The sequence below is a fragment of the Methylobacterium sp. J-001 genome (genome assembly GCF_022829565.1).
In the GTDB taxonomy this organism is placed as follows: domain Bacteria; phylum Pseudomonadota; class Alphaproteobacteria; order Rhizobiales; family Beijerinckiaceae; genus Methylobacterium.
This window is the reverse complement of the sequence record NZ_JAKSYN010000162.1, coordinates 53,258-73,217: the sequence shown is the minus strand read 5'-3', so window position 1 is coordinate 73,217 and position 19,960 is coordinate 53,258. Positions and strand designations below refer to the sequence as shown.

Here is a 19,960-nt window from a genome sequence, read left to right as displayed (position 1 = left end):
GGGCCGGTGCGAGGGCGGCTCGTCTTGGCTGCGGCTCCTACGTCTGGTTATCGTAGAAAGCTTCGAAATCACGGCCGCCGTAGAAGATGTTCAGGATACGCACTGATCCGCGCTCCACGCGGTAGGCGATGATGGCCGACCGCTCGAAGGGCACCGTCCGTAAGCCTTCCGAGAGGTCATCGCGAGGCCTGCCGGCGTGAGGCGCATCACCGATGCGATCACACCGGTCCTTGATCCGCTGCGTGAACCGTCGCGCCGTTGGGGCGTCCTGACTGAGGTGCAAAACCGTCCGAAAGATATTGGCCAAGTCTGCCCGCGCTTGAGCGCGAAACACGACGGGCAGTCTACGCACGGCGAGGATCCCGCTGGGCTTCGGCGAACAGCTCGTCGAGATGCTCCTGAACCTCTTCGCTGCTCAGATCTGGACGAGGGTCGTCGAGGGAGCGGCGGATGCGGGCACGGATGACATCAAGGCGTTCGGCGTTCTCGCGGCGCTGGCGCTGCAGGGCGTGCACAGCCTCGTCGAGCATCGCCTCCACTGAGGCGTACTCACCGGACTCGACGCTCTGGCGTACGGTGCGGAGCGTGTCCGGTGCCAGCGTGACGCTGATCGTCTCGGCGGGTGGCATGAATCGCCCTCGTCAATCGCCCTCTTCGAATCGGCACGATCTTAGCATGGAAACCGAGCCGCCGCGCAGCCTTGTCCGCACCGCACCGTCGGCCTAGGGTCCCGGCCGAATCGCGGACGCCCGAGACCGCCGCGCCCCTCACGGAGATCGAAACGCCATGGCTCTCCTCGCCGACGTCCTCTCGCGGGTGAAGCCGTCCGCAACCATCGTCATGACCCAGAAGGCCCGGGACCTGAAGGCCTCGGGCGTCGACGTCATCAGCCTGTCGGTGGGCGAGCCGGATTTCGACACGCCGGACCACATCAAGCAGGCCGCGATCGAGGCGATCCACCGCAACGAGACGCGCTACCCGCCGGTCTCCGGCATCGCGCCCCTGCGCGAGGCGATCGTGCGCAAGTTCAAGCGCGAGAACGGGCTCGACTACAAGGTCGCGCAGACCATCGTAGGCACCGGCGGCAAGCAGGTGCTCTACAACGCGTTCCTCGCCACCCTGAACCCCGGCGACGAGGTGGTGATCCCCCGCCCCTACTGGGTGTCCTACCCCGAGATGGTCGGGCTGTGCGGCGGCACGCCGGTCTTCGCCGACACCGACATGGCGCACGGCTTCAAGCTCCAGGCCGAGGAACTCGACCGGGTGCTGACGCCCAAGACCAAGTGGATCGTGCTCAACTCGCCGTCGAACCCGTCCGGGGCCGCCTACACGCGCGACGAGATGAAGGCGCTCACCGATGTGCTGCTGCGCTATCCCGACGTGCACATCCTCACCGACGACATCTACGAGCACCTGACCTACGGCGATTTCGCCTTCGTCACCCCGGCCCAGGTCGAGCCGCAGCTGATCGAGCGGACGCTGACCATGAACGGTGTCTCCAAGGGCTACGCCATGACCGGCTGGCGGATCGGCTACGCGGCCGGGCCGGAAAAGCTGATCAAGGCGATGGACTTCGTCCAGGGCCAGCAGACCTCCGGGGCGAGCACCATCGCGCAATGGGCCGCGGTGGCCGCCCTCGACGGCCCGCAGGACCACCTTGCGAAGTTTCGGGCGGCGTTCCTGGGCCGGCGCGACCTCGTCGTGTCGATGCTCAACCAGACCAACGGCTTGACCTGCCCGACGCCGGAAGGCGCCTTCTACGTCTACCCGTCCTGCGCGGCGCTGATCGGCAAGACAACCGAGGCCGGCAAGACCATCGAGACGGACGAGGATTTCGTCACCGAGCTGCTTCAGGCCGAGGGCGTCGCTGCGGTACACGGCTCGGCTTTCGGGCTCGGCCCGAACCTGCGCATCTCCTACGCCACCTCGAACGCGGTGCTGGAGGAAGCCTGCCGGCGGATCCAGCGGTTCTGCGGCTCGCTGCGGTAGGGCTCAGAGCGCCGGCCGCGCCGGGCTCAAGCCACCGGATCGCTCCCCGGGGTTGAGGAGCGATCCGCCGGCCTGTGAGGTTCGGGCGGGACGTTGGTGCTACGCAGCCGCATCAGAGACCGGCGTCGCGGGCCGGGATCGCCACGGGCTCGGATTCGGGATCGATATCGCGGAAGGGCGATGCCTGTGCGCATCGATCAGCGCCTGGCCCGTCACCGGTCCGGTCAGCCGACGGAACTCCGCGGCCGAGATGATCACCACAGCGTCCTGGCCGGGCACGATCACGCACTGCGGACCCTCGGTGCAGGCGCGTTGGGCCACCTCGCCGAAACGGGCCTTCGCGTCTTGAAAGCACCAAGTTTCGGACTGGCTGAAGGGTTGGACTGCGCCGGTGGTCATGCTGAACAAGCGACCCATCGATTTCTCAATCGCGCCAATCGAATGCTGCCGCGATGAAGCGTAACGCTTCGACTTCCTCGCTGGCGCCCTTCAGAAGCGAAGCCTGCCGGGCCGCTTCCGCGTTGAAGCCCGGCCTCGATGGATCGGGCACCCAAACGCGCGGGACCTTCAGGCCGTCGCGTCGCCGCGCGCTGCGGCAACGCCGTGACCTCGACAGAGCATCGTTGGGCTTGGGCTGGTTCATGACGGTGATCCGTTCCGCGAAACACTATGATCCCGCTGGCGCGCTGGCTACCATGGTCCCGGCAGCGCATGTTCGGAGCCTCCCATGCCCACCATCGCGGTGATTGCCCCCGGGGCCATGGGCAGCGCCATCGGGGCGCGGCTGGTCGAGCACGGTGCTCGCGTGCTGACCGCACTCGACGGGCGCGGAGAGGCGAGCCGGGCACGGGCCGCGGCGGCCGGCATGGTCGATGCCACCATGGCCGAGCTCGTGGCCGCCGACATCCTGCTGTCGATCGTGCCGCCCGCCGACGCGGAGGCCCTGGCCCGCCGCCTCGCCCCCGCTCTGGCGGCGGCCCCGCGCAAGCCGGTCTATGTCGACGCCAACGCCGTCAGCCCGGACACCATCGCGCGGATCGCCGCGGTCGTCTCGGAAACGGGGGCCCCCTTCCTCGACGGGGCGATCCTGGGCCTGCCGCCCAAGCCCGGCAGCCAGGGGCCGCGGGTCTACATCTCGGGGGCCGACACCGCCCCGGCGCTGGTCCTGCGCGATCTGGGCCTCGACCTGCGCGTTTGCCCCGGGGGCGTCGGCGCGGCATCCAGCCTCAAGATGAGCTATGCCGGCCTCAACAAGGGGATCACGGCGCTCGCCGCGATCATGATCCTGGCCGCGGAGCGCACCGGCGCCGGCCCGGCGCTGCTCGACGAGCTCACGGAGAACGAGCCGGCGCTGCTCGCCCGGTTCGCCAAGGCTCTGCCCGACATGGCGCCGAAGGCTTATCGCTGGGCGCCCGAGATGGGCGAGATCGCCGATTTCCTCGGGCCGGACGCGGCGGGGCGGCAGGTCTTTTCCGGTTATGCCGATCTCTACACGCGCCTCGCTGCCGAGGTGGGAGGGGTCGAGATCGCCGCGCTGATACGCTTCGCCGCGGCCGCCGCGGAGCGCTGATCGCCGCGGGGGCGCCGAAACCGCCCGCGCTCTGTTGCCGGCTCGGCTGCCACCCTCTACACGGACGGTCCCCGCAGCCGATGCGCCTGAAGGTTTCGCGAGCCCGCTCGGGCCTGCATGGTAGCGGGGTCGGCAGTGACGGGGTGGTCCGGACCAGTTCTCTGGGCCGATCCTGTGAGGCTCAGTGGGCCGAGTCGCTGCAGGAGTGTCGGGAGCGCGGGGAACAGGAACCGCGGGCTCGGCGCAAGGCCCACTTAGAATTCCGGCTTTTCGCGTTCGAGAACGCGCGTTCCCCCGGCGCTTTGCCCCGATCCGGGACAGCCGCAGAGGGAATGTTTGCAGCTTCGTTCACGCTCCGGCGCGATGATGTGACGAGGCCGGGGATCCGGTCCGGCGTAACCGCGTTCTTTCGGGCCTGACGACCATGCGAGCCCTGCTCACCGGCGGCATCAAGGCGATCCTCGGGATTGCCGCCCTCTCCACCGCCGCTCATTGGACCTTGCGCGTTCAGCGCGAATCCACCCCCGCGAGTCCGATCGCGGCCTTCGCCAGCCTTCCCGATCCGGCGGCCACCGGCTCGATCGAGCCGCGCCGGCCCGTGAGCGCCCCCACCGTCGTGCCGACCCCTGTTGCTATGCCCGCGCCGAATGCGGGCCTCGACCAGGGCCATCTGGCGGCGCTGATCGCGGGTGCGACCCCGGCCAAGGCGAAGGTCGCCAAGGCGGCGACCAAGACCGCGGCCGCCGAGAAGGTCACGGCCAAGCGCTGAGCCGGATTGCGGGCCGGCGAACCGTGCCGGCTGCATACTTCCCCTGCGCCGTGGCGGGTGCCGCCGCGGCGGTCGGCATGGCAGGAATACAGGCCTCCACCGAGATTTGGCAGGCATGAGCACGCAGGTCGCGACAACCGTCGCCAACGACAGGGCCCCCGCCCGCGCGGCCCCGTCACCCGACCTCGCGCGCCGTCGCCGGATCGTCGGCATCGCCCTGATGTGCGGCGCCGTCGCCTTCTTCGCGAGCCTCGACGCCAGCGCCAAGACCCTGGCCCGGGCCGGGGTCGACCCGCTGGTCACCACCTTCATGCGCTACGCCGCCAGCGTCGCGATGATCTCGCTGTTCATCAACCCGGTGCGCACCCCGGGGGTCGTGAAGAGCCGGCGGCTGACGTTGCAGATCGTCCGCTCGCTGCTGCTGTTCGCCTCCACGGCCCTGAACTTCCTGGCGTTGCGCTACCTGCAGCTCGCCGAGACGATCTCGATCCAGTTCGCCGCGCCGCTCACCGTCGCGCTTCTCGCCGGGCCGCTGCTCGGTGAATGGTCGTCCCGGGGCCGGATGGTGGCGATCGGCGTCGGCTTCATCGGCGTTCTGGTGATCGTACGCCCGGGGTTCGGCGGGATGCACCCGGCCGCCTTGCTCTGCGTCGCCAACGTCGTGGTCTACGCCTTCTACGCGATCATCACGCGCAAGCTTGCAGCCTACGATTCCACCGCCACGACCATGTTCTACACCGGGCTCGCGGGCCTGGCGCTGATGGCCCCGCTCCTGCCCTGGATCTGGACCAGCCCGACCAACCTCACCCATTGGGCGCTGCTGATCGCGGTCGCGCTGTTCGGGACGATCGGGCACTGGCTGCTGGTGCTGGCCCATGCCCGGGCGCCGGCCAACATCCTGGCGCCGTTCATCTATACCCAGCTGCTGTGGTCGGTGACCCTGGGCTTCCTGCTGTTCGGCGATGTGCCGAGCCGCTGGACGGTCGCCGGCGCCATGATCGTGGTCGGCTCCGGCCTCTATCTCCTGGCGCAGGAGACGATCCGCCGGGACAGGCCGGCCGCCTGAGGCGACCGGCCCGATCTCAGGGCTGTATCAGCGGCCCATGCGCTCCTGGCGATCCATCCTATCCTCGCGGCGGTTCTCGCGGGCGCGGCGGGCCGGATCCGGATCGGTGCCGAGCACGCCGCCGACCGTGCCGGTGGCGGCACCCACCGCGCCGCCCACGACGCCACCCACCGGGCCGGCCGCGGCCGAGCCGTCCTCGACGCCGCGCTGGGCGCCCCGGGCCGTGCCCTGGGCTTCGGCGCCGGTGGCGAAGGCCAGCGGGGCGAGGGCGAGGGCGGCGATCATCAGTTTTTTCATGGTCAACTCCTGGTCGTCGTTCAGACTGGGCTCCGCGCCGTTGCGGGGCGCGGAGGTCGTACCGATCAACGGTTCAGGCCCCGAAAGGTCTCATCCGGCATCGCAGGGCCGCCCGCTGGCATCGGGAAGTTGCCGCTGCTAGAGAACGGGTCATGTTCGCTTCGCATGCTCTTCGCGGCCTGGGCCGCAGGCTTCGAATTATTGGCCCGGCCTCCGCGTAAATGAGCGCCCGCTTCGGCGAGGCCGCGCGGAAGTCCGGGATCCTGCTGCCGCCCGCCCTGCCCCTGCCGGCCCATTGCCGCCGGCCCGACCGCCGATGCGAGATCCGATGACCACCCCCGAGACCGCTTCTGCCCGCGACTATTCCAAGACCCTGTTCCTGCCGCGCACCGAGTTCCCGATGCGCGCCGGCTTGCCGACCCGGGAGCCGCTGCTGCTGGAGCGCTGGGCCGCGATCGACCTCTACGGGAAGATCCGCGCCGCCGCTTCGGGCCGGCCGCGCTTCGTGCTGCATGACGGCCCGCCCTACGCCAACGGCAACATCCATATCGGCACGGCGCTCAACAAGATCCTGAAGGACGTGGTGGTGCGCTCGCAGGGTGCGCTCGGCCTCGACGCCAACTACGTCCCCGGTTGGGACTGCCACGGCCTGCCGATCGAGTGGAAGATCGAGGAGCAGTACCGCGCCAAGGGCCGCAACAAGGACGACGTGCCGGTGATCGAGTTCCGGCAGGAATGCCGGACCTTCGCGGCCCACTGGCTCGACGTGCAGCGGGAGGAGTTCAAGCGGCTCGGCGTCACCGGCGACTGGGACCATCCCTACGCGACCATGGCTTATCCGGCCGAGGCGGTGATCGCCGACGAGCTGATGAAGTTCTCGATGAGCGGCCAGCTCTATCGCGGCTCCAAGCCGGTGATGTGGTCGGTGGTCGAGAAGACCGCGCTGGCCGAGGCCGAGGTCGAGTACGAGGAGCATGTCAGCGACACGGTTTTTGTCGCGTTCCCGATCCGCGAGGGTGCCAATGCGGCGCTGGCCGACGCCCGGGTGGTGATCTGGACCACCACCCCCTGGACCATGCCGGGCAACCGCGCCGTCGCGTATTCCAAAAAGATCGCCTACGGGCTCTACCGGGTGACGCAGGCCCCGGCCGAGAACTGGGCGACGCCCGGGCAGACCTATGTGCTCGCCGACAGCCTGGCCGCCACCGTGTTCAAGGCCGCCCGGGTCGAGGCGTTCGAGCGCGTCGGCGACGTGCGCCCCGAGACGCTCGCCGGCCTCACCCTGGCGCACCCGCTCAACGGCCGCGGCTACGACTTCGCGGTGCCGATGCTCGACGGCGACCACGTCACCGACGAATCCGGCACCGGCTTCGTCCACACGGCGCCGAGCCACGGCCGCGAGGATTTCGATCTCTGGATGTCCAGCGGCCGGCTGCTCCAAGAGCGCGGCATCGACCCCGCGATTCCCTACACGGTGGATGCGGACGGCGCCCTGACCAAGGCCGCGCCGGGCTTCGAGGGCACCCGGGTGCTCACCGACAAGGGCGAGAAGGGCGACGCCAACAAGGCGGTCATCGCCGCGCTGACCGAGGCCGGGGCGCTGGTCGCCCGCGGGGTGCTGCGCCACCAGTACCCGCATTCCTGGCGCTCCAAGAAGCCGGTGATTTTTCGGAATACCCCGCAATGGTTCATCGCCATGGACCGGCCGGTGGATAGCCTGGGCAACCGGTCCCTGCGGGAGGTCGCGCTCCAGAGCATCGACGAAACCCAGTGGGTCCCGCCGCAGGGCAAGAACCGCATCAACGGCATGGTCGGCAACCGGCCGGACTGGGTGGTCTCGCGCCAGCGCGCCTGGGGCGTGCCGATCACCGTGTTCGTCCACCGGGAGAGCGGTGAGATCCTCAAGGACGAAGCCGTCAACGCCCGGATCCGCGACGCCTTCAAGGCAGAGGGCGCCGATGCCTGGTTCCGGGACGACGCCGCCCAGCGCTTCCTGGCGCCGGACCATGACCCCGCCGCCTACGAGAAAGTGACCGACGTCCTCGACGTCTGGTTCGATTCCGGCTCGACCCACGCCTTCGTGCTGGACGATCCGGAGGCGTTCCCGGCGCTGGCCGGGGCGCGGCGCGTTCGCGACGGCGGCCAGGACCGGGTGATGTACCTCGAGGGCTCCGACCAGCACCGGGGCTGGTTCCAGTCCTCGCTGCTTGAATCCTCCGGCACCCGCGGCCGGGCGCCCTACGACATCGTCCTGACCCACGGCTTCGTGCTCGACGGCAAGGGCCTGAAGATGTCGAAGTCGAAGGGCAACGTCGTCGCGCCGCAGAGCATCATCAAGGATTCGGGCGCAGACATCCTGCGCCTGTGGGTCGCCGCCTCGGACTACACCGACGACCTGCGGATCGGCCCGGAGATCATCAAGACGTTTGCGGAAACCTACCGCAAGCTGCGCAACTCCCTGCGCTGGATGCTCGGCTCCCTGGCGCATCGCGTGCCGGGCGACGACGTCGAGTCCGAAAAAATGCCGGAGCTGGAGCGGTTGATCCTGCACCGGCTGGCCGAGCTCGACGGCGAGATCCGCGAGGCCTACGCGACCTACGACACCAAGCGGGTCGTGGCCCTGCTCAACGGCTTCATGACCGGCGACCTGTCGTCGTTCTACTTCGACGTGCGCAAGGACGCGCTCTACTGCGATCCGATCTCGTCGGTGACCCGCCGGGCGGCCCTGCAGGTGATCGACGAGACCTTCCGCCGGGTGGTGGTCTGGCTGGCGCCGGTGCTCGCCTTCACGGCGGAGGAGGCCTGGCTCGACCGCTACCCGTCCGCGGAGGGCTCGGTGCATCTCCAGACCCTGCCGGAGACGCCCGCGGCGTGGCTGGACCCCACCCTCGCGGAGCGCTGGCAAAAGATCCGGAAGGTGCGCCGGGCCGTGACCGGCGCCCTGGAGATCGAGCGCGCGGCCAAGCGCATCGGCGCGAGCCTGGAGGCGGCCCCGACCGTCTACGTCGCGGATCCGGAGCTGCTCGCCGCCCTGGAGGGCTGCGACTTCGCCGATACCTGCATCACCTCCGCGATCACGGTGGTGGCCGGCGAGGGGCCGGCAGACGCGTTCCGGATCGACGAGGTGCGCGGCGTCGCCGTGGTGCCGACACCGGCCGAGGGCCGCAAATGCGCCCGCTCCTGGCGCGTCAGCCCAGCGGTCGGCAGCGACCCGGAGTTCCCGGACGTGACCCCCCGCGACGCCCAGGCCCTGCGCGAGTGGGACGCCGCGCACCCCGAGGCCAGCGCGGCGTGATCGTACCCGCGACATCACCCTCCCCCCTCTGCGGGGGAGGGTGGCCCCCGAAGGGCGTCGGGAGAGGGGAGCGCCGTTTCCGGACGAGGCGAGGCCGGCATGACGGGCACGGCCTCACTCTGCACCGCCGCTCCCCTCTCCCCCCCTGCTGCGCAGGATACCCTGCCCCGCAGAGGCTGGCGGATTCACGCATCAGGGTTGTTTTGAAACAAGGCTCTGAAACACAATACGTTTTCCCCTCCCCCCTGCGGGGAGGAGTAGGGGTGGGGGTGGTGCAGGATAGGGGGCAACGGTTCCTTCTGAGCCACCCCCACCTCCAACTCCTCCCCGCAGGGGGGAGGAGAGAGCGCCGCGCCTTTCGCCGTGCGATGTGTGAACGTCGTAGCTCGCAGCGGGGGAAGGTAAACGCGCGTGTGTCTGGTCTCCGCTCATGACCCCGACTCGCGCCGGCCTGCTGGCCCTGCTCGTCACCCTGGTCTTCGATCAGGCGTCCAAGCTCGGACTCTATTTCGGCACCGATCTCGTGCTGACCCAGCCGTGGCGGCTGGCGCCCTTCGCCGACTTCGTGGTGGTCTGGAATCGCGGCGTCTCCTACGGCCTGTTCCAGCAGGAGAGCGGGTTCGGGCGCTGGTTCCTGGTGGCCCTGTCGCTGGCCGCCGCCCTCGGCCTCGGCATCTGGATGACCCGGGCCGGCTCGCGGCTGCTGGCCGTGGCCCTCGGGCTGATCGTCGGCGGGGCGCTCGGCAACGCCATCGACCGGGCCGCCTACGGGGCGGTGCTCGACTTCGTCCACCTGCATGCCGGCGGCTGGTCCTGGTACGTGTTCAACGTGGCGGACGCGGCGATCGTCGCCGGGGTGATCGGGCTCATCCTCGACAGCCTGAGCCCAGCCGGCCGGGCTACGTCGGGGGATGCGGCCCGGAGCGGGCCGGCACCGGGCGATCCGGCGCCGCGCCCGTGATTCCCGCAACAGATCGGCCCTGGCCGCCCCAAGCCTCTGGTGCGATGCGGTCAATGCGCCATACGATCGCCGGAAACCGGTCTCAGGCCGGAACCTGTCGGATCAGGCCGCGTGGCGGCCGTCCCCGTGCCGGATCCCCGGCCGGAACCCGTGAGGCAGCATGACCGAGCATCGCAGGCTTCGTCTCATCCTCCCCGCCGCGGTCGCCCTGGCGCCGCTGCTGACCTGCGGCGCGCAGGCGCAGGAGCGCGGCGAGTTCATGCGCGACGCGCTCTCGGGCATCGGCCTCCTGGAGAAGCGGCAGGATCCGATCGACTATCACGAGCGCCCGCCGCTGGTGATGCCGCCCAAGCTCGACGGCAAGGCCCTGCCCCAGCCCCGGGCCCGCTCCACCAGCACCGCCTGGCCGAAGGATCCCGAGATCGCCGAGCGAGAGCGCGCGGCCGACGAGCGGCGCCGCCCGGTGGGCAACCAGGCGCGCGGCCGCTACGACGACAACAACGCCACGCTCTCGGTGGATGAGATCCGCAACGGCCGTCGGGCCGGGGCGAGCGTCACCACCGAGGCCGAGCGCAAGCCCGGCGATACCAACCGCGACGACAGCCTGCTCAGCCCGTTCGACCTGCTCAAGGGCAAGAGCGCCAATGCCGAGCCCTCCGATGTGGAGCCGGCCCGGGACGTGCTGACCGATCCGCCGACCGGCTACCGCCAGTCGCCGAAGAAGCTGGCGCAGCCGCCGTCGCGGGATCCGATCAACAATGCCAGCCGCGAGCGTGACGAGGCCGATCCCCGGGCCTATCAGCGCCAGCGCGCCCAGCAGTAACCATCCGGCTGTGGCGCCGTTGCAACGGCGCCCCGGCATGGCAACATGACATCTCTGTCCCGGTACGGCTCTTGCCGGCCGGAGACGCGGACGGCCCCGATCCACGCGAGCGTTCCAAGGGGGCGTCAGCGGCACCAGGGCCGGCAAAAGGAAAGCGGAATGCACCTGTTCAGGAAGGCGACGCCCACCCTCTTCCCGCTGCGTCCGGGTTCGCCGTACGGCGGCAGCGCCGGCCGGGGCGAGGCTGCGCCGTTCGGGCGCTCCGAGGCGGGCGGACCCGAAGTCACGGCCTTCACCCTCGACAACGGCCTCGACGTCGTGGTGGTGCCCGATCACCGGGCGCCCGTGGCGACCCACATGATCTGGTATCGCAACGGCTCGGCCGATGATCCGTTGGGCCAGTCGGGCATCGCCCACTTCCTCGAGCACCTGATGTTCAAGGGCACCGAGAAGCACCCGGTGGGGGCCTTCTCCAAGGCCGTCTCGGGCCTCGGCGGCCAGGAGAACGCCTTCACCAGCTACGACTACACCGCCTATTTCCAGCGGGTCGCCCGGGATCATCTCGGCACCATGATGGCATTCGAGGCCGACCGCATGGGCGGCCTCGTCCTCGACGACGCCGTGGTCGCGCCCGAGCGCGACGTGGTGCTGGAGGAGCGGCGCATGCGGGTCGAGACCGACCCCTCCGCCCAGCTCTCCGAGGCGATGGCCGCCTCGCTGTTCGTGCATCACCCCTACGGCATCCCGATCATCGGCTGGATGCACGAGATCGAGGGCCTGAACCGCGAGCACGCGCTGGCCTATTACAAGCGCTTCTACACCCCCGAGAACGCGATCCTGGTGGTGGCCGGCGACGTGACCCCGGACGAGGTGCGCCGGCTCGCCGACGAGACCTACGGCCGCGTCGCCCCCCAGGGCGCCCGGCCCGAGCGCCTGCGGGCGCGGGAGCCCGAGCCCAAGGCCCTGCGCCGGGTCGCGGTCGCCGACCCGAAGGTCGAGCAGCCGACCCTGCAGCGGCTCTACCTCACCCCCTCCTGCATCACCGCCCGCGACGGCGGCTGCCACGATCTCGAGCTGCTCGCCGAGGTGCTGGGCGGCGGCTCGACCTCCTACCTCTACCGCAAGTTGGTCATGGAGACCGGCCTCGCGGTGAATGCCGGCGCCTGGTACATGGGCTCGGCGATCGACGAGACCCGGTTCTCCGTCTACGCGGTCCCGGCCGAGGGCGTCTCCCTGGAGGCGCTGGAGGAGGCCGTGGACAAGATCCTGCGCCGCGCCCCCGCGGAGGCCTTGGGCGCCGAGGCGATCGAGCGGGCCAAGACCCGGCTGGTCGCCGAGACCGTCTACTCCTCCGACAGCCAGTCGTCGCTCGCCCGGATCTACGGCTCGGCGCTCGCGATCGGCGAGACCATCGAGGAGGTCCGCCGCTGGCCGACCGATATCGAGGCGGTCTCGCAGGAGCGCCTCAAGGCCGCCGCCGAGCGCTGGCTGACCCCGTCCCGCTCGGTCACCGGCTACCTGACCAAGGCTCAGGATCCCGACGCCCCGGTCGCGATGGCCGCGGAATAGTTCTTCGGGCGCATCCCGGCGGGCGGCTTTTTGGCCCCGTCGGGACCAGCGTCAGGCCGAGGGCTTGCTCCGCCGGCGCCCGTGACACGATCAACAAGAGGTTCCCATGAGCGTCGCCGAGACCCTGGTCGACACCGCAGCCCCCGCCAATTCCCCCACCACGGCGCTGCCGGTTGCCACCGCCGCCGGCATCGAGGCCTGGCACGTCGAATCCCCCGTGGTGCCGATGATCGCCCTGGCCTTCACCTTCGAGGGCGGCGCCGCCCAGGACCCGGACGGCAAGGCCGGCTGCGCGCAGATGCTGGCCCGTCTCCTCGACGAGGGGGCCGGCGACCTGACCTCCGATGCGTTCCAGGAGCGGCTCGCCGCCCGGGCGATCGAACTGTCCTTCCATGCCGGCCCCGACGCGATCGGCGGCTCGCTCAAGATGCTGGTTAAGCATGCCGACGAGGGTATCGCGCTCCTCGCCCTGGCGCTGGCCAAGCCCCGTCTCGACCCGGACGCGATCGAACGTGTCCGCGGCCAGGTGATCGCCGGACTGCGCTACCAGCAGAACGATCCGGGCGTGCTGGCCTCGCGCCGGTTCTTCAAGGAGGCGTTCGCCGGCCACGCCTATGCCCGCCCCTCCTCGGGCACCGTGGAGAGCGTCGCCACGATCACCCGGGACGACCTCCTGGCAATGCATGCCCGCATCATCGGCCGCGGCCGGGTGAAGGTCGCGGCGGTGGGCGCGATCGGAGCCGAGCAGCTGGCCGAGGGCCTCAACCGTGCCTTCGGGGCCCTGCCCGAGGCCGGGGCGCTGCAGGCGGTGCCGCGCACCGAGGTGCAGGAACTCGGCAAGCGCATCGTTGTGGACCTCGACGTGCCGCAATCGGTGATCCGCTTCGGCATGGCCGGCGTGGCCTGGCGCGACCCGGACTTCATCCCGGCCTACGTGCTCAACCACATCCTGGGCGGCGGTGCCTTCACGTCGCGGCTGTTCCAGGAGGTGCGTGAGAAGCGCGGACTGGCCTATTCGGTCGGGACCTCGCTGGTCAGCCACCGTTCGGCCGCGATGACCTGGGGCTATACCGCCACCAAGAACGAGCGCGTCGGCGAGGCCCTGTCGGTGATCGGCGACGAGATCGGCCGCCTGATTACGGATGGCCCGGACGACGACGAGCTGCAGAAGGCCAAGGACTACCTCACCGGCTCCTACGCGCTGGGCTTCGACACCTCGACCAAGATCGCCCACCAGCTGGTGCAGATCGCCTTCGAGGAGCTGGGCATGGACTACATCGCCCGCCGCAACGCCCTGGTCTCGGCCGTCACCCAGGCCGACATCCGCCGCGCCGCCGCCCGGACTTTTGCGGACGGGAAGATGCTGGTGGTTGCCGCCGGCCGGCCGGTCGGGCTCTGACCGTCTAGGCCGCCGCGGGGGCGAGCGGCGCGATCCGCTCGATCTCCGGCCCGATGGTGAGGCTCAGCGTCTCCACCTCGTATTGGCGCTGGAGGTTGAGCCAGAACTCCGCGCTCGTGCCGAAATAGCGGCCGAGACGCAGGGCCGTGTCGGTCGAGACCCCGATCTGCTCGGCATCGATCCGCTCGATCCGGGTCCGCGGGACGCGGCAGGCCCGCGCCACCGTGCCGGCCGATAGGCCGAGGGGAATCAGGAAGTCCTCGCGCAGCACCTCGCCGGGATGCAGCGGCGGCAGGATTGTGTCGGTCTCATACGGGACGGCCATCAGGTGTCTCCCATGGGCGTGGGCCATGCAGTCTGCCCCCTCACGCCCACTGCATTCCAGCTGTGCGCTCGCAACGCCGGCGGCCAATCCCTACCTCAGGCGCATCGGAGCGGGGACCCACACGAAAAACCATGCAGCTCACCGGCATCCATCACCTCACCGCGGTGACCGCCCGCGCCGCCGAGAACGTGGCGTTCTACACCGGCACGCTCGGCCTGCGGCTGGTGAAGAAGACCGTGAACCAGGACGACGTCTCGGCCTATCACCTGTTCTACGCCGACGGGCTGGCGAGCCCGGGCAGCGACATCACCTTCTTCGACTGGCCGGCGCCCCGGGAGCGGCGCGGGTCGAACAGCATCACCCGCACCCATCTGCGCGTCCCCGGCGCCGGCGCGGTGGCGTGGTGGCACACGCGCCTGCGCGAGGCCGGATCCGTGGTGGCCGAGCCCGAGTTGCGCGACGGCCGCCTGACCGTGGATTTCGAGGATCCCGAGGGCCAGCGCCTCGCCCTGGTCGATGACGGCGGCACCGGCCCGGAGCATCCCTGGGACGCCTCCCCGGTGCCCGCAGCCTACCAGATCCGGGGCCTGGGCCCGATCCGCCTGTCCGTGCCGGCCCCGGCCCGCACCGCCGCCGTGCTCACGGACGTACTCGGCATGCGCCGCGCCCGGAGCTTCGAGACCGCCGACGGCCCGGTCGACGTCTACGCCATGGGCCCCGGCGGACCGGCTGCCGAGGTCCAGCTCCTGGCCGATGCGGCGCCGCCGGCGCAGCAGGGCGCGGGCGCGGTCCACCATGTGGCCTTCCGCATCCCGGATGCCGAATACGGGGCCTGGGCCGACCGGTTGAAGGCGGCCCGGGTGCCCAGCAGTGGTCCGGTGGACCGCTACTACTTCCGCAGCCTGTATTTCCGCGAGCCCAACGGCATCCTGTTCGAGATCGCCACCGACGGGCCCGGCTTCACCGCCGACGAACCCCTGGAGAGCCTCGGCGCGCGGCTCGCCCTGCCGCCCTTCCTGGAGCCGCGCCGGGCTGCGATCGAGGCGGGGCTGAAACCGCTTCGGCCGATCACCGCCGGTTAAAATATTCGAACGATTCCAGGCCATTCACTTCTTCCGCAGGTGTGATCCTGACGCGCCTTGACGGGCGTGCTGCAACTGCGAAAGAAGCACCCGATATGGGTTCGATATCCGGAGCCCGACGAGACCGCTCGTGGGATCCGCCCCCGCAGCCGCGGGGCGGCGGTCGCCCGCCGAACCTCATGCGCCCCGAATCATCGGGGGCATGGGCCGAGCATCAGAGGATTCGAGGACTGATCCGTCGATGAGCAAGTTCTACGAGGAGCGCGTTCTGTCGGTGCATCACTGGACCGAGAACCTGTTCTCGTTCCGCACCACGCGGGATCCGGCCTTCCGGTTCCGCAACGGCGAGTTCACCATGATCGGCCTCGAGGTCGAGGGGCGGCCGCTGCTGCGCGCCTATTCGGTGGTCTCGGCCAATTACGAGGAGGAGCTCGAGTTCTTCTCGATCAAGGTCCAGGACGGCCCCCTGACCTCCAAGCTCCAGCACCTCAAGGTCGGCGACCCGATCATCGTCGGCAAGAAGCCCACCGGCACCCTGGTGCTCGACAACCTGCTGCCGGGCCGCAACCTCTACCTGCTCGGCACCGGCACGGGGCTGGCCCCGTTCCTGTCGATCATCAAGGACCCGGAGACCTACGACCGGTTCGAGAAGGTCGTGCTGGTCCATGGCTGCCGCCAGGTCCAGGAGCTGGCCTACGGCGAGACCATCACCGAGTCCCTGCCCAAGCACGAGTTCCTGGGCGAGATGATCTCGAACCAGCTGATCTACTACCCGACCGTGACCCGCGAGCCGTTCCGCAACCGCGGCCGGATCACCGACCTGATGGTCTCGGGCAAGCTGTTCGCGGATATCGGCTTGCCGGCGATGACGGTCGAGGCGGACCGCTTCATGCTCTGCGGCAGCCCCGACATGATCCGCGACACCCGCGAGCTGCTCAGCACCGGCGGCTACGAGGAAGGCAACCACGGCGAGGGTGGCCACTACGTGATCGAGAAAGCTTTCGTCGAGAAGTAGTTTTCTGGACGTCGCGTTCAGCCCGGTGCGGTCCGCCGCGCCGGGCTTTTTCGTGCCTCCGCGGCAGCGTTCGTCTTCGTCCGTTCGTCATTGCGAGCGCAGCGAAGCAACCCAGGGATCTGCCACGTTCGGGGAACGCGCGCTGCGCTGGGTTGCTTCGCTGCGCTCGCAATGACGGTGCGGCACACGAAAACGTGCCGCCGGACGGGATGAAGCTCAGCGTTCGCCCTGCGGCACCGCCGGCACGCCGTCCGCGAAGGGGCCGCCGCCGGCGCTGAACAGCTTGCGCAGGAAGCCGGGGGCGATCGCCGAGAGCGGGTTCACGCTCACGTCCGGGGAAGCGAGCTTGCCGGAGACGCGGAAATTGACCGCGAACAGGCCCTCGTTGTGCCCACCGCCCAGTAGCGGCCCGAGCAGCGGCAATTGCGAGGCGACGTTGTTGAGCCCGTAGAGCGGCACGAAGGTGCCGGTCATGTCGGTGCGTTCCCGGCCGGTATCGAGCCAGCCCGACAGGGTGAAGCCCATCGCGGCGTTCGAGATCGCGGCGTCGCTGAAATCGACCCGGCTGCCGCTGCGCACGAAATTGGCGCGCATCCGGTCGAAGGTCACGTCCCCGGCTGCCCGACCCGGGGCGATGCGGCGGCCACGAGCCGTCTCGGCCTCGGAGGGTTCCGGCCCCTGCGCCATGATGCTCGACAGGGCCGGCTCGTTGCGGAGCGAGAAGTCGCGGATCTGGACCACGCCCGCCTGGGGACCGTCGTTGAGGCCGATTCCGGCGGTGAGGCGCCCGCCATACATCCGCCGGTAGACGTCGACGAAGCGCAGGGTCGCGCCGGCATCGGCGGATTCTACGGCCAGCGTCGGCACGCCGCGCTCGCCCCTTGTGACGGTGGCGGCGAAGGGCGCTGCCCGGAACCGCCCGGTGATGTTGGCGGCCCGCAGGGTCCGGCCGTGCAGCGACAGCCGCAGGTTGGCGTTGGTCAGCGCCTCGTCGTTGAAGCCCGCCACGATCGGCACCTGGATATCGGCGTCGATGTCCTTCGGGTTGGTTTCCTTCGTCTCCTTGCCGCCCTTGGCGTCCGGGCCGCCGAGCGACTTGAGGAACGGCCGCGCATCGACCACCGCGCCCCGGACCAGGACCTTGTAGCCGCTGCCGGTGCGGTCGAGGCTCACCCGCAGATCGTCCCCCGGGGACAGCTTGACGCTCGTCAGATCGGCACGCTCCAAGCCGCCTTCCGGGCTGATCGTGAGGCTGCCGCGGGCGGTGGCCGGGGCGGCGTCGAGAGCGAAGTCGCGCAGATCGTAGCTCTGCCCGTTCTCCACCAGGGTGAAGCTGACGCGGCCCGGCTTGCCCGCCGGCTTCGTCAGCCCGGGCACCAGCCCGTCGATGCCGGCCTTGGCGAGATCCGCCTCGACCTTGATCGGCGGCTTCCCGGATCCCGGCCGGCCGATCGGCACCACGGCGCGGACCGGGATCGTGCCCGAGAGCTGCGGCGCGGTCGGCAGGCCCTTCTTGGCCCGCAGGGCATCGTCGAGGGCGAGGGTGACCACCGCCTCGCCGGGCTGGCCGACCTTGGGCTGGCGCATGTCCACCGAGATGGGGGCGCCCGCGACCCGGCCGTCGCCCTTCAGCGTGAAGGCGCCGCGATCGTACAGCAGGGAGAACTTGCCCGAATCCAGGCGGTCCTTGCCCATCACCTTGTCGACCGAGAGGTCGGAGAGCGTCCCCGACAGGGTCACGGGCAGGCTCGGCAGGTCGGGCACGTGCTTGAGATCGAGGGGGAAGTCGACCCGCAGGTCGGCATTGCCCTTGATCGTGGCCGGGTCGAGATCCACGCTCATCAGGCTCTTGAACAGCTTGGCCTGGAGCACGGAGGCCATGCCGTCTGCGCCGCCGGTGAGCCGCATGCCGATCTGCGCCACCACCCGGTCCGGCGTGATCTGCGGGATCACGAAGCTGCCGTCCGAGATCGCCAGCCCGCGGCCGTCCGGTCCGCGGACCTCGGCGGTCACGTTGCGCACGGTGGTCGAGCGCCCGGTGATCGTCCCGGAGACGTTGCCCTTCACCACGGGCGGCGCGTCGGCGGTCACATCGAGGGCCGCGTCGGAGACCCGGAAGTCGATATGAACCGCGTCGTCGGGGGCCGGCTCGCCCCGCGTGGCGGCGGCCAGCACCGTTCCGGACATCTTCACGCGGATATCGACCGCATCGATCCGGCCGCGGCGCAGCTGGTCCACCAGATAGGTGCGGGCCGGCGGCGCGATATGTTCCGGCCACAGGCGCAGCCCGGTCCGGACCTCGCCGTCATGGCCCAGGATGCGCAGCGTCAGGCCGCCCTCGTCGGCCGTGGTGCCGATCGTGCCGGTGATCACCCCCTGCACGCCCGGGGCCGAAACGTTGAGGGCGTCGATGGCGATGCCGCCGTCGCGGCCGGTCAGCTGCGCGTCGAGCGCGTCGATCTTCACCGGCGCGTCCTTTGGGGTCGCCCCGCGCAAGACGGCGTCGCGCCCCGCCAGCGTCGCGGTCCAGGCCGTGGCGGCGTCCGGCGGGCTCTCCGTCCAGGCGCCGGTCAGGTGAACCGCGTTGCCGGCTCCCCGGTAGTCCAGCCCGGTCAGCGACATGACCCGGCCGGCTTCGTCCCAGTTCAGGGTCGCGTCCAGGCTCTCGACCGTGACGGGGTTGAAGTCCTTTTCCTCAATCAGGAAGGTGCCGTCTCCGGTATGGACCTTGGCGTTCATGGTCGTAATCCGCCCCGCCACCAGGCTCACGTCGGCGCGGGCCGAGAGCTTGAGATCGGTGGTCAGCGGCAGGCTCGATTGGCCGGAGAGCAGCAACAGGTCGGGGACCGGCAGGTCGTCCAGGGTAATGACCCCCGAGCGCGCCAGTCCCTTGCCGTCTTGCCCCTTGCCCTCCTGCCCCTCGCCGGCCTCGCGCAGGGCGCCGCCGAAACGCCACTCCCCGTGGGGGCCATCGAGCCGCAACTCAAAGTTGCGAGTGCCGTTCACGGGATCGCGCCCGAACAGGCCGTTGACCCGGGCGAACACCGCGCGCTCGCGGCCGTCGTCGTCGATCAGCCGCAGGCGCGCATCGGTGATGCGGGCGCGGTCGAGGGCGCCGACGACGCCGCTGGAATCCAGCACGACGCCGAAGATCGAGGCCAGGGTCGCCGAGAGCGGTGAGACCTTGCCCCGGGCATCGTCCACGCTCGGCGGCGTGTGCGGCTCGATATCCACCGGGTGATTGGCCTCGGAGGCCGCGAACGCGATCGATCCGTCCCGGTGCACGAGGGCGGTGGTCTGCGTCTCGCGGAACTCGATCGACCGCGGCTGCAGGTTGAGGTGCAGGAGGCCCCAGGGGTCGAGGCTGACCACGGCCAGCGGCGCCCGCACCACCAGGTCGCCCTGCGGATTGCGGATGTCGAGGCCGGAGAAGCGCAGGCTCAGGGCGTTCTCGCGGTCGAGCTCGAGGCTGCTGCCGCGGATCCCGATGCTCCAGCCCGGGCCGATCCGCTCGGCCACCGCGGCCGCGACCCGGCGCGACAGGGCGTCGATCTGCAGCGGGCCGTTGGACAGGCGCAGCACGGCCAGCCCGATGCCGCCGCCGACGAGCAGCACCAGGGTGAGCGCGCCGACGAGGCAGAACCCGCCCCAGCGTCGCGCCCTCCCCCGAGGCTTGCTTGCCAAGGTCGTCTCGTCCGCCATCGGGACCCTTGTTCCGCGGGCTTCGCACGCGGAACTCCGCGGCCGGTGGATCGAAGCGCGGCCCCGCTTTACAGCGGGCCTGACTCCGAGTTCTGGTC

The 19,960-nt window shown here is 70.3% G+C and carries 18 protein-coding genes; 11 read left to right on the top strand and 7 right to left on the bottom strand.

Annotation, left to right across the window (positions count from 1 at the left end; translation table 11 throughout):
- Positions 1 to 37: 37 nt before the first annotated feature.
- The gene (locus MKK65_RS20305; protein WP_409565470.1) at positions 38 to 334 is read right to left on the bottom strand and encodes a type II toxin-antitoxin system RelE/ParE family toxin; all 297 of its coding nucleotides are present in this window, start codon (positions 332 to 334) and stop codon (positions 38 to 40) included.
- A gap of 10 nt (positions 335 to 344) precedes the next feature.
- On the bottom strand, positions 345 to 629 hold the full coding sequence (locus tag MKK65_RS20300; protein ID WP_243959947.1) for a type II toxin-antitoxin system ParD family antitoxin: 285 nt from the start codon (positions 627 to 629) through the stop codon (positions 345 to 347).
- A gap of 157 nt (positions 630 to 786) precedes the next feature.
- On the opposite strand from MKK65_RS20300, the gene MKK65_RS20295 reads away from it, so the two are divergent.
- Complete coding sequence (locus MKK65_RS20295; RefSeq protein WP_243959946.1) at positions 787 to 1,989, top strand: pyridoxal phosphate-dependent aminotransferase; 1,203 nt, start codon at positions 787 to 789, stop codon at positions 1,987 to 1,989.
- A gap of 99 nt (positions 1,990 to 2,088) precedes the next feature.
- On the opposite strand, the gene MKK65_RS20290 is transcribed toward MKK65_RS20295, so the two are convergent.
- Both MKK65_RS20290 and MKK65_RS20285 read right to left on the bottom strand, forming a co-directional pair.
- Positions 2,089 to 2,388, bottom strand: a complete 300-nt coding sequence (locus MKK65_RS20290; protein WP_243960019.1) for a type II toxin-antitoxin system prevent-host-death family antitoxin — start codon at positions 2,386 to 2,388, stop codon at positions 2,089 to 2,091.
- 25 nt (positions 2,389 to 2,413) lie between these two features.
- Positions 2,414 to 2,632, bottom strand: coding sequence for an antitoxin MazE-like protein (locus MKK65_RS20285; protein ID WP_243959945.1), 219 nt, complete (start codon positions 2,630 to 2,632; stop codon positions 2,414 to 2,416).
- Positions 2,633 to 2,716: 84 nt separating this feature from the next.
- Between MKK65_RS20285 and MKK65_RS20280 the strand changes: the two genes are divergently transcribed.
- The 3 genes from MKK65_RS20280 (at position 2,717) to MKK65_RS20270 (ending at position 5,394) form a co-directional block, all read left to right on the top strand.
- Entirely contained in the window at positions 2,717 to 3,559 is an 843-nt protein-coding gene (locus MKK65_RS20280; RefSeq protein WP_243959944.1) for an NAD(P)-dependent oxidoreductase, read from the top strand.
- Between the two features lie 424 nt (positions 3,560 to 3,983).
- Positions 3,984 to 4,328, top strand: a complete 345-nt coding sequence (locus tag MKK65_RS20275) for a hypothetical protein (protein WP_058193173.1) — start codon at positions 3,984 to 3,986, stop codon at positions 4,326 to 4,328.
- A gap of 115 nt (positions 4,329 to 4,443) precedes the next feature.
- Positions 4,444 to 5,394: a DMT family transporter gene (locus MKK65_RS20270; RefSeq protein ID WP_243959943.1), complete on the top strand. Its 951-nt coding sequence runs from the start codon at positions 4,444 to 4,446 to the stop codon at positions 5,392 to 5,394.
- A 27-nt stretch (positions 5,395 to 5,421) separates the two neighbouring features.
- On the opposite strand, the gene MKK65_RS20265 is transcribed toward MKK65_RS20270, so the two are convergent.
- Positions 5,422 to 5,691 carry a hypothetical protein gene (locus MKK65_RS20265; protein ID WP_243959942.1) on the bottom strand — a complete coding sequence of 90 codons (270 nt, stop codon included), beginning with the start codon at positions 5,689 to 5,691 and terminating at the stop codon, positions 5,422 to 5,424.
- Positions 5,692 to 6,019: 328 nt separating this feature from the next.
- Between MKK65_RS20265 and ileS the strand changes: the two genes are divergently transcribed.
- The 5 genes from ileS to MKK65_RS20240 all read left to right on the top strand — a co-directional run bounded on the left by ileS (position 6,020) and on the right by MKK65_RS20240 (position 13,738).
- Positions 6,020 to 8,986, top strand: coding sequence for an isoleucine--tRNA ligase (gene ileS / locus MKK65_RS20260; RefSeq protein WP_243959941.1), 2,967 nt, complete (start codon positions 6,020 to 6,022; stop codon positions 8,984 to 8,986).
- 430 nt (positions 8,987 to 9,416) lie between these two features.
- Positions 9,417 to 9,947 carry a signal peptidase II gene (gene lspA, locus MKK65_RS20255; protein ID WP_243959940.1) on the top strand — a complete coding sequence of 177 codons (531 nt, stop codon included), beginning with the start codon at positions 9,417 to 9,419 and terminating at the stop codon, positions 9,945 to 9,947.
- Between the two features lie 160 nt (positions 9,948 to 10,107).
- The gene (locus MKK65_RS20250; RefSeq protein WP_058190625.1) at positions 10,108 to 10,770 is read left to right on the top strand and encodes a hypothetical protein; all 663 of its coding nucleotides are present in this window, start codon (positions 10,108 to 10,110) and stop codon (positions 10,768 to 10,770) included.
- A gap of 159 nt (positions 10,771 to 10,929) precedes the next feature.
- Complete coding sequence (locus tag MKK65_RS20245; protein ID WP_243959939.1) at positions 10,930 to 12,339, top strand: M16 family metallopeptidase; 1,410 nt, start codon at positions 10,930 to 10,932, stop codon at positions 12,337 to 12,339.
- Between the two features lie 106 nt (positions 12,340 to 12,445).
- The gene (locus MKK65_RS20240) at positions 12,446 to 13,738 is read left to right on the top strand and encodes a M16 family metallopeptidase (protein ID WP_058190627.1); all 1,293 of its coding nucleotides are present in this window, start codon (positions 12,446 to 12,448) and stop codon (positions 13,736 to 13,738) included.
- A 4-nt stretch (positions 13,739 to 13,742) separates the two neighbouring features.
- Here MKK65_RS20240 and MKK65_RS20235 read toward each other — a convergent pair whose 3' ends face one another.
- Entirely contained in the window at positions 13,743 to 14,063 is a 321-nt protein-coding gene (locus MKK65_RS20235; protein ID WP_243959938.1) for a HigA family addiction module antitoxin, read from the bottom strand.
- Positions 14,064 to 14,194: 131 nt separating this feature from the next.
- Between MKK65_RS20235 and MKK65_RS20230 the strand changes: the two genes are divergently transcribed.
- Both MKK65_RS20230 and MKK65_RS20225 read left to right on the top strand, forming a co-directional pair.
- A complete protein-coding gene (locus MKK65_RS20230; RefSeq protein ID WP_243959937.1) occupies positions 14,195 to 15,145 on the top strand; it encodes a ring-cleaving dioxygenase in 951 nt (316 codons plus the stop codon).
- A gap of 241 nt (positions 15,146 to 15,386) precedes the next feature.
- Positions 15,387 to 16,160 (top strand): ferredoxin--NADP reductase, encoded by a 774-nt coding sequence (locus tag MKK65_RS20225; protein ID WP_243959936.1) that lies wholly within the window; start codon positions 15,387 to 15,389, stop codon positions 16,158 to 16,160.
- 216 nt (positions 16,161 to 16,376) lie between these two features.
- On the opposite strand, the gene MKK65_RS20220 is transcribed toward MKK65_RS20225, so the two are convergent.
- Positions 16,377 to 19,862, bottom strand: a complete 3,486-nt coding sequence (locus tag MKK65_RS20220) for a DUF3971 domain-containing protein (protein WP_243959935.1) — start codon at positions 19,860 to 19,862, stop codon at positions 16,377 to 16,379.
- Positions 19,863 to 19,960: the final 98 nt, after the last annotated feature.

Coding starts and splice junctions, on each gene's coding strand:
- MKK65_RS20300 (WP_243959947.1), bottom strand. CDS start 629: ATGCCACCCGCCGAGACGATCAGCGTCACGCTGGCACCGGACACGCTC.
- MKK65_RS20295 (WP_243959946.1), top strand. CDS start 787: ATGGCTCTCCTCGCCGACGTCCTCTCGCGGGTGAAGCCGTCCGCAACC.
- MKK65_RS20290 (WP_243960019.1), bottom strand. CDS start 2,388: ATGACCACCGGCGCAGTCCAACCCTTCAGCCAGTCCGAAACTTGGTGC.
- MKK65_RS20285 (WP_243959945.1), bottom strand. CDS start 2,632: ATGAACCAGCCCAAGCCCAACGATGCTCTGTCGAGGTCACGGCGTTGC.
- MKK65_RS20280 (WP_243959944.1), top strand. CDS start 2,717: ATGCCCACCATCGCGGTGATTGCCCCCGGGGCCATGGGCAGCGCCATC.
- MKK65_RS20275 (WP_058193173.1), top strand. CDS start 3,984: ATGCGAGCCCTGCTCACCGGCGGCATCAAGGCGATCCTCGGGATTGCC.
- MKK65_RS20270 (WP_243959943.1), top strand. CDS start 4,444: ATGAGCACGCAGGTCGCGACAACCGTCGCCAACGACAGGGCCCCCGCC.
- MKK65_RS20265 (WP_243959942.1), bottom strand. CDS start 5,691: ATGAAAAAACTGATGATCGCCGCCCTCGCCCTCGCCCCGCTGGCCTTC.
- ileS (WP_243959941.1), top strand. CDS start 6,020: ATGACCACCCCCGAGACCGCTTCTGCCCGCGACTATTCCAAGACCCTG.
- lspA (WP_243959940.1), top strand. CDS start 9,417: ATGACCCCGACTCGCGCCGGCCTGCTGGCCCTGCTCGTCACCCTGGTC.
- MKK65_RS20250 (WP_058190625.1), top strand. CDS start 10,108: ATGACCGAGCATCGCAGGCTTCGTCTCATCCTCCCCGCCGCGGTCGCC.
- MKK65_RS20245 (WP_243959939.1), top strand. CDS start 10,930: ATGCACCTGTTCAGGAAGGCGACGCCCACCCTCTTCCCGCTGCGTCCG.
- MKK65_RS20240 (WP_058190627.1), top strand. CDS start 12,446: ATGAGCGTCGCCGAGACCCTGGTCGACACCGCAGCCCCCGCCAATTCC.
- MKK65_RS20235 (WP_243959938.1), bottom strand. CDS start 14,063: ATGGCCGTCCCGTATGAGACCGACACAATCCTGCCGCCGCTGCATCCC.
- MKK65_RS20230 (WP_243959937.1), top strand. CDS start 14,195: ATGCAGCTCACCGGCATCCATCACCTCACCGCGGTGACCGCCCGCGCC.
- MKK65_RS20225 (WP_243959936.1), top strand. CDS start 15,387: ATGAGCAAGTTCTACGAGGAGCGCGTTCTGTCGGTGCATCACTGGACC.
- MKK65_RS20220 (WP_243959935.1), bottom strand. CDS start 19,862: ATGGCGGACGAGACGACCTTGGCAAGCAAGCCTCGGGGGAGGGCGCGA.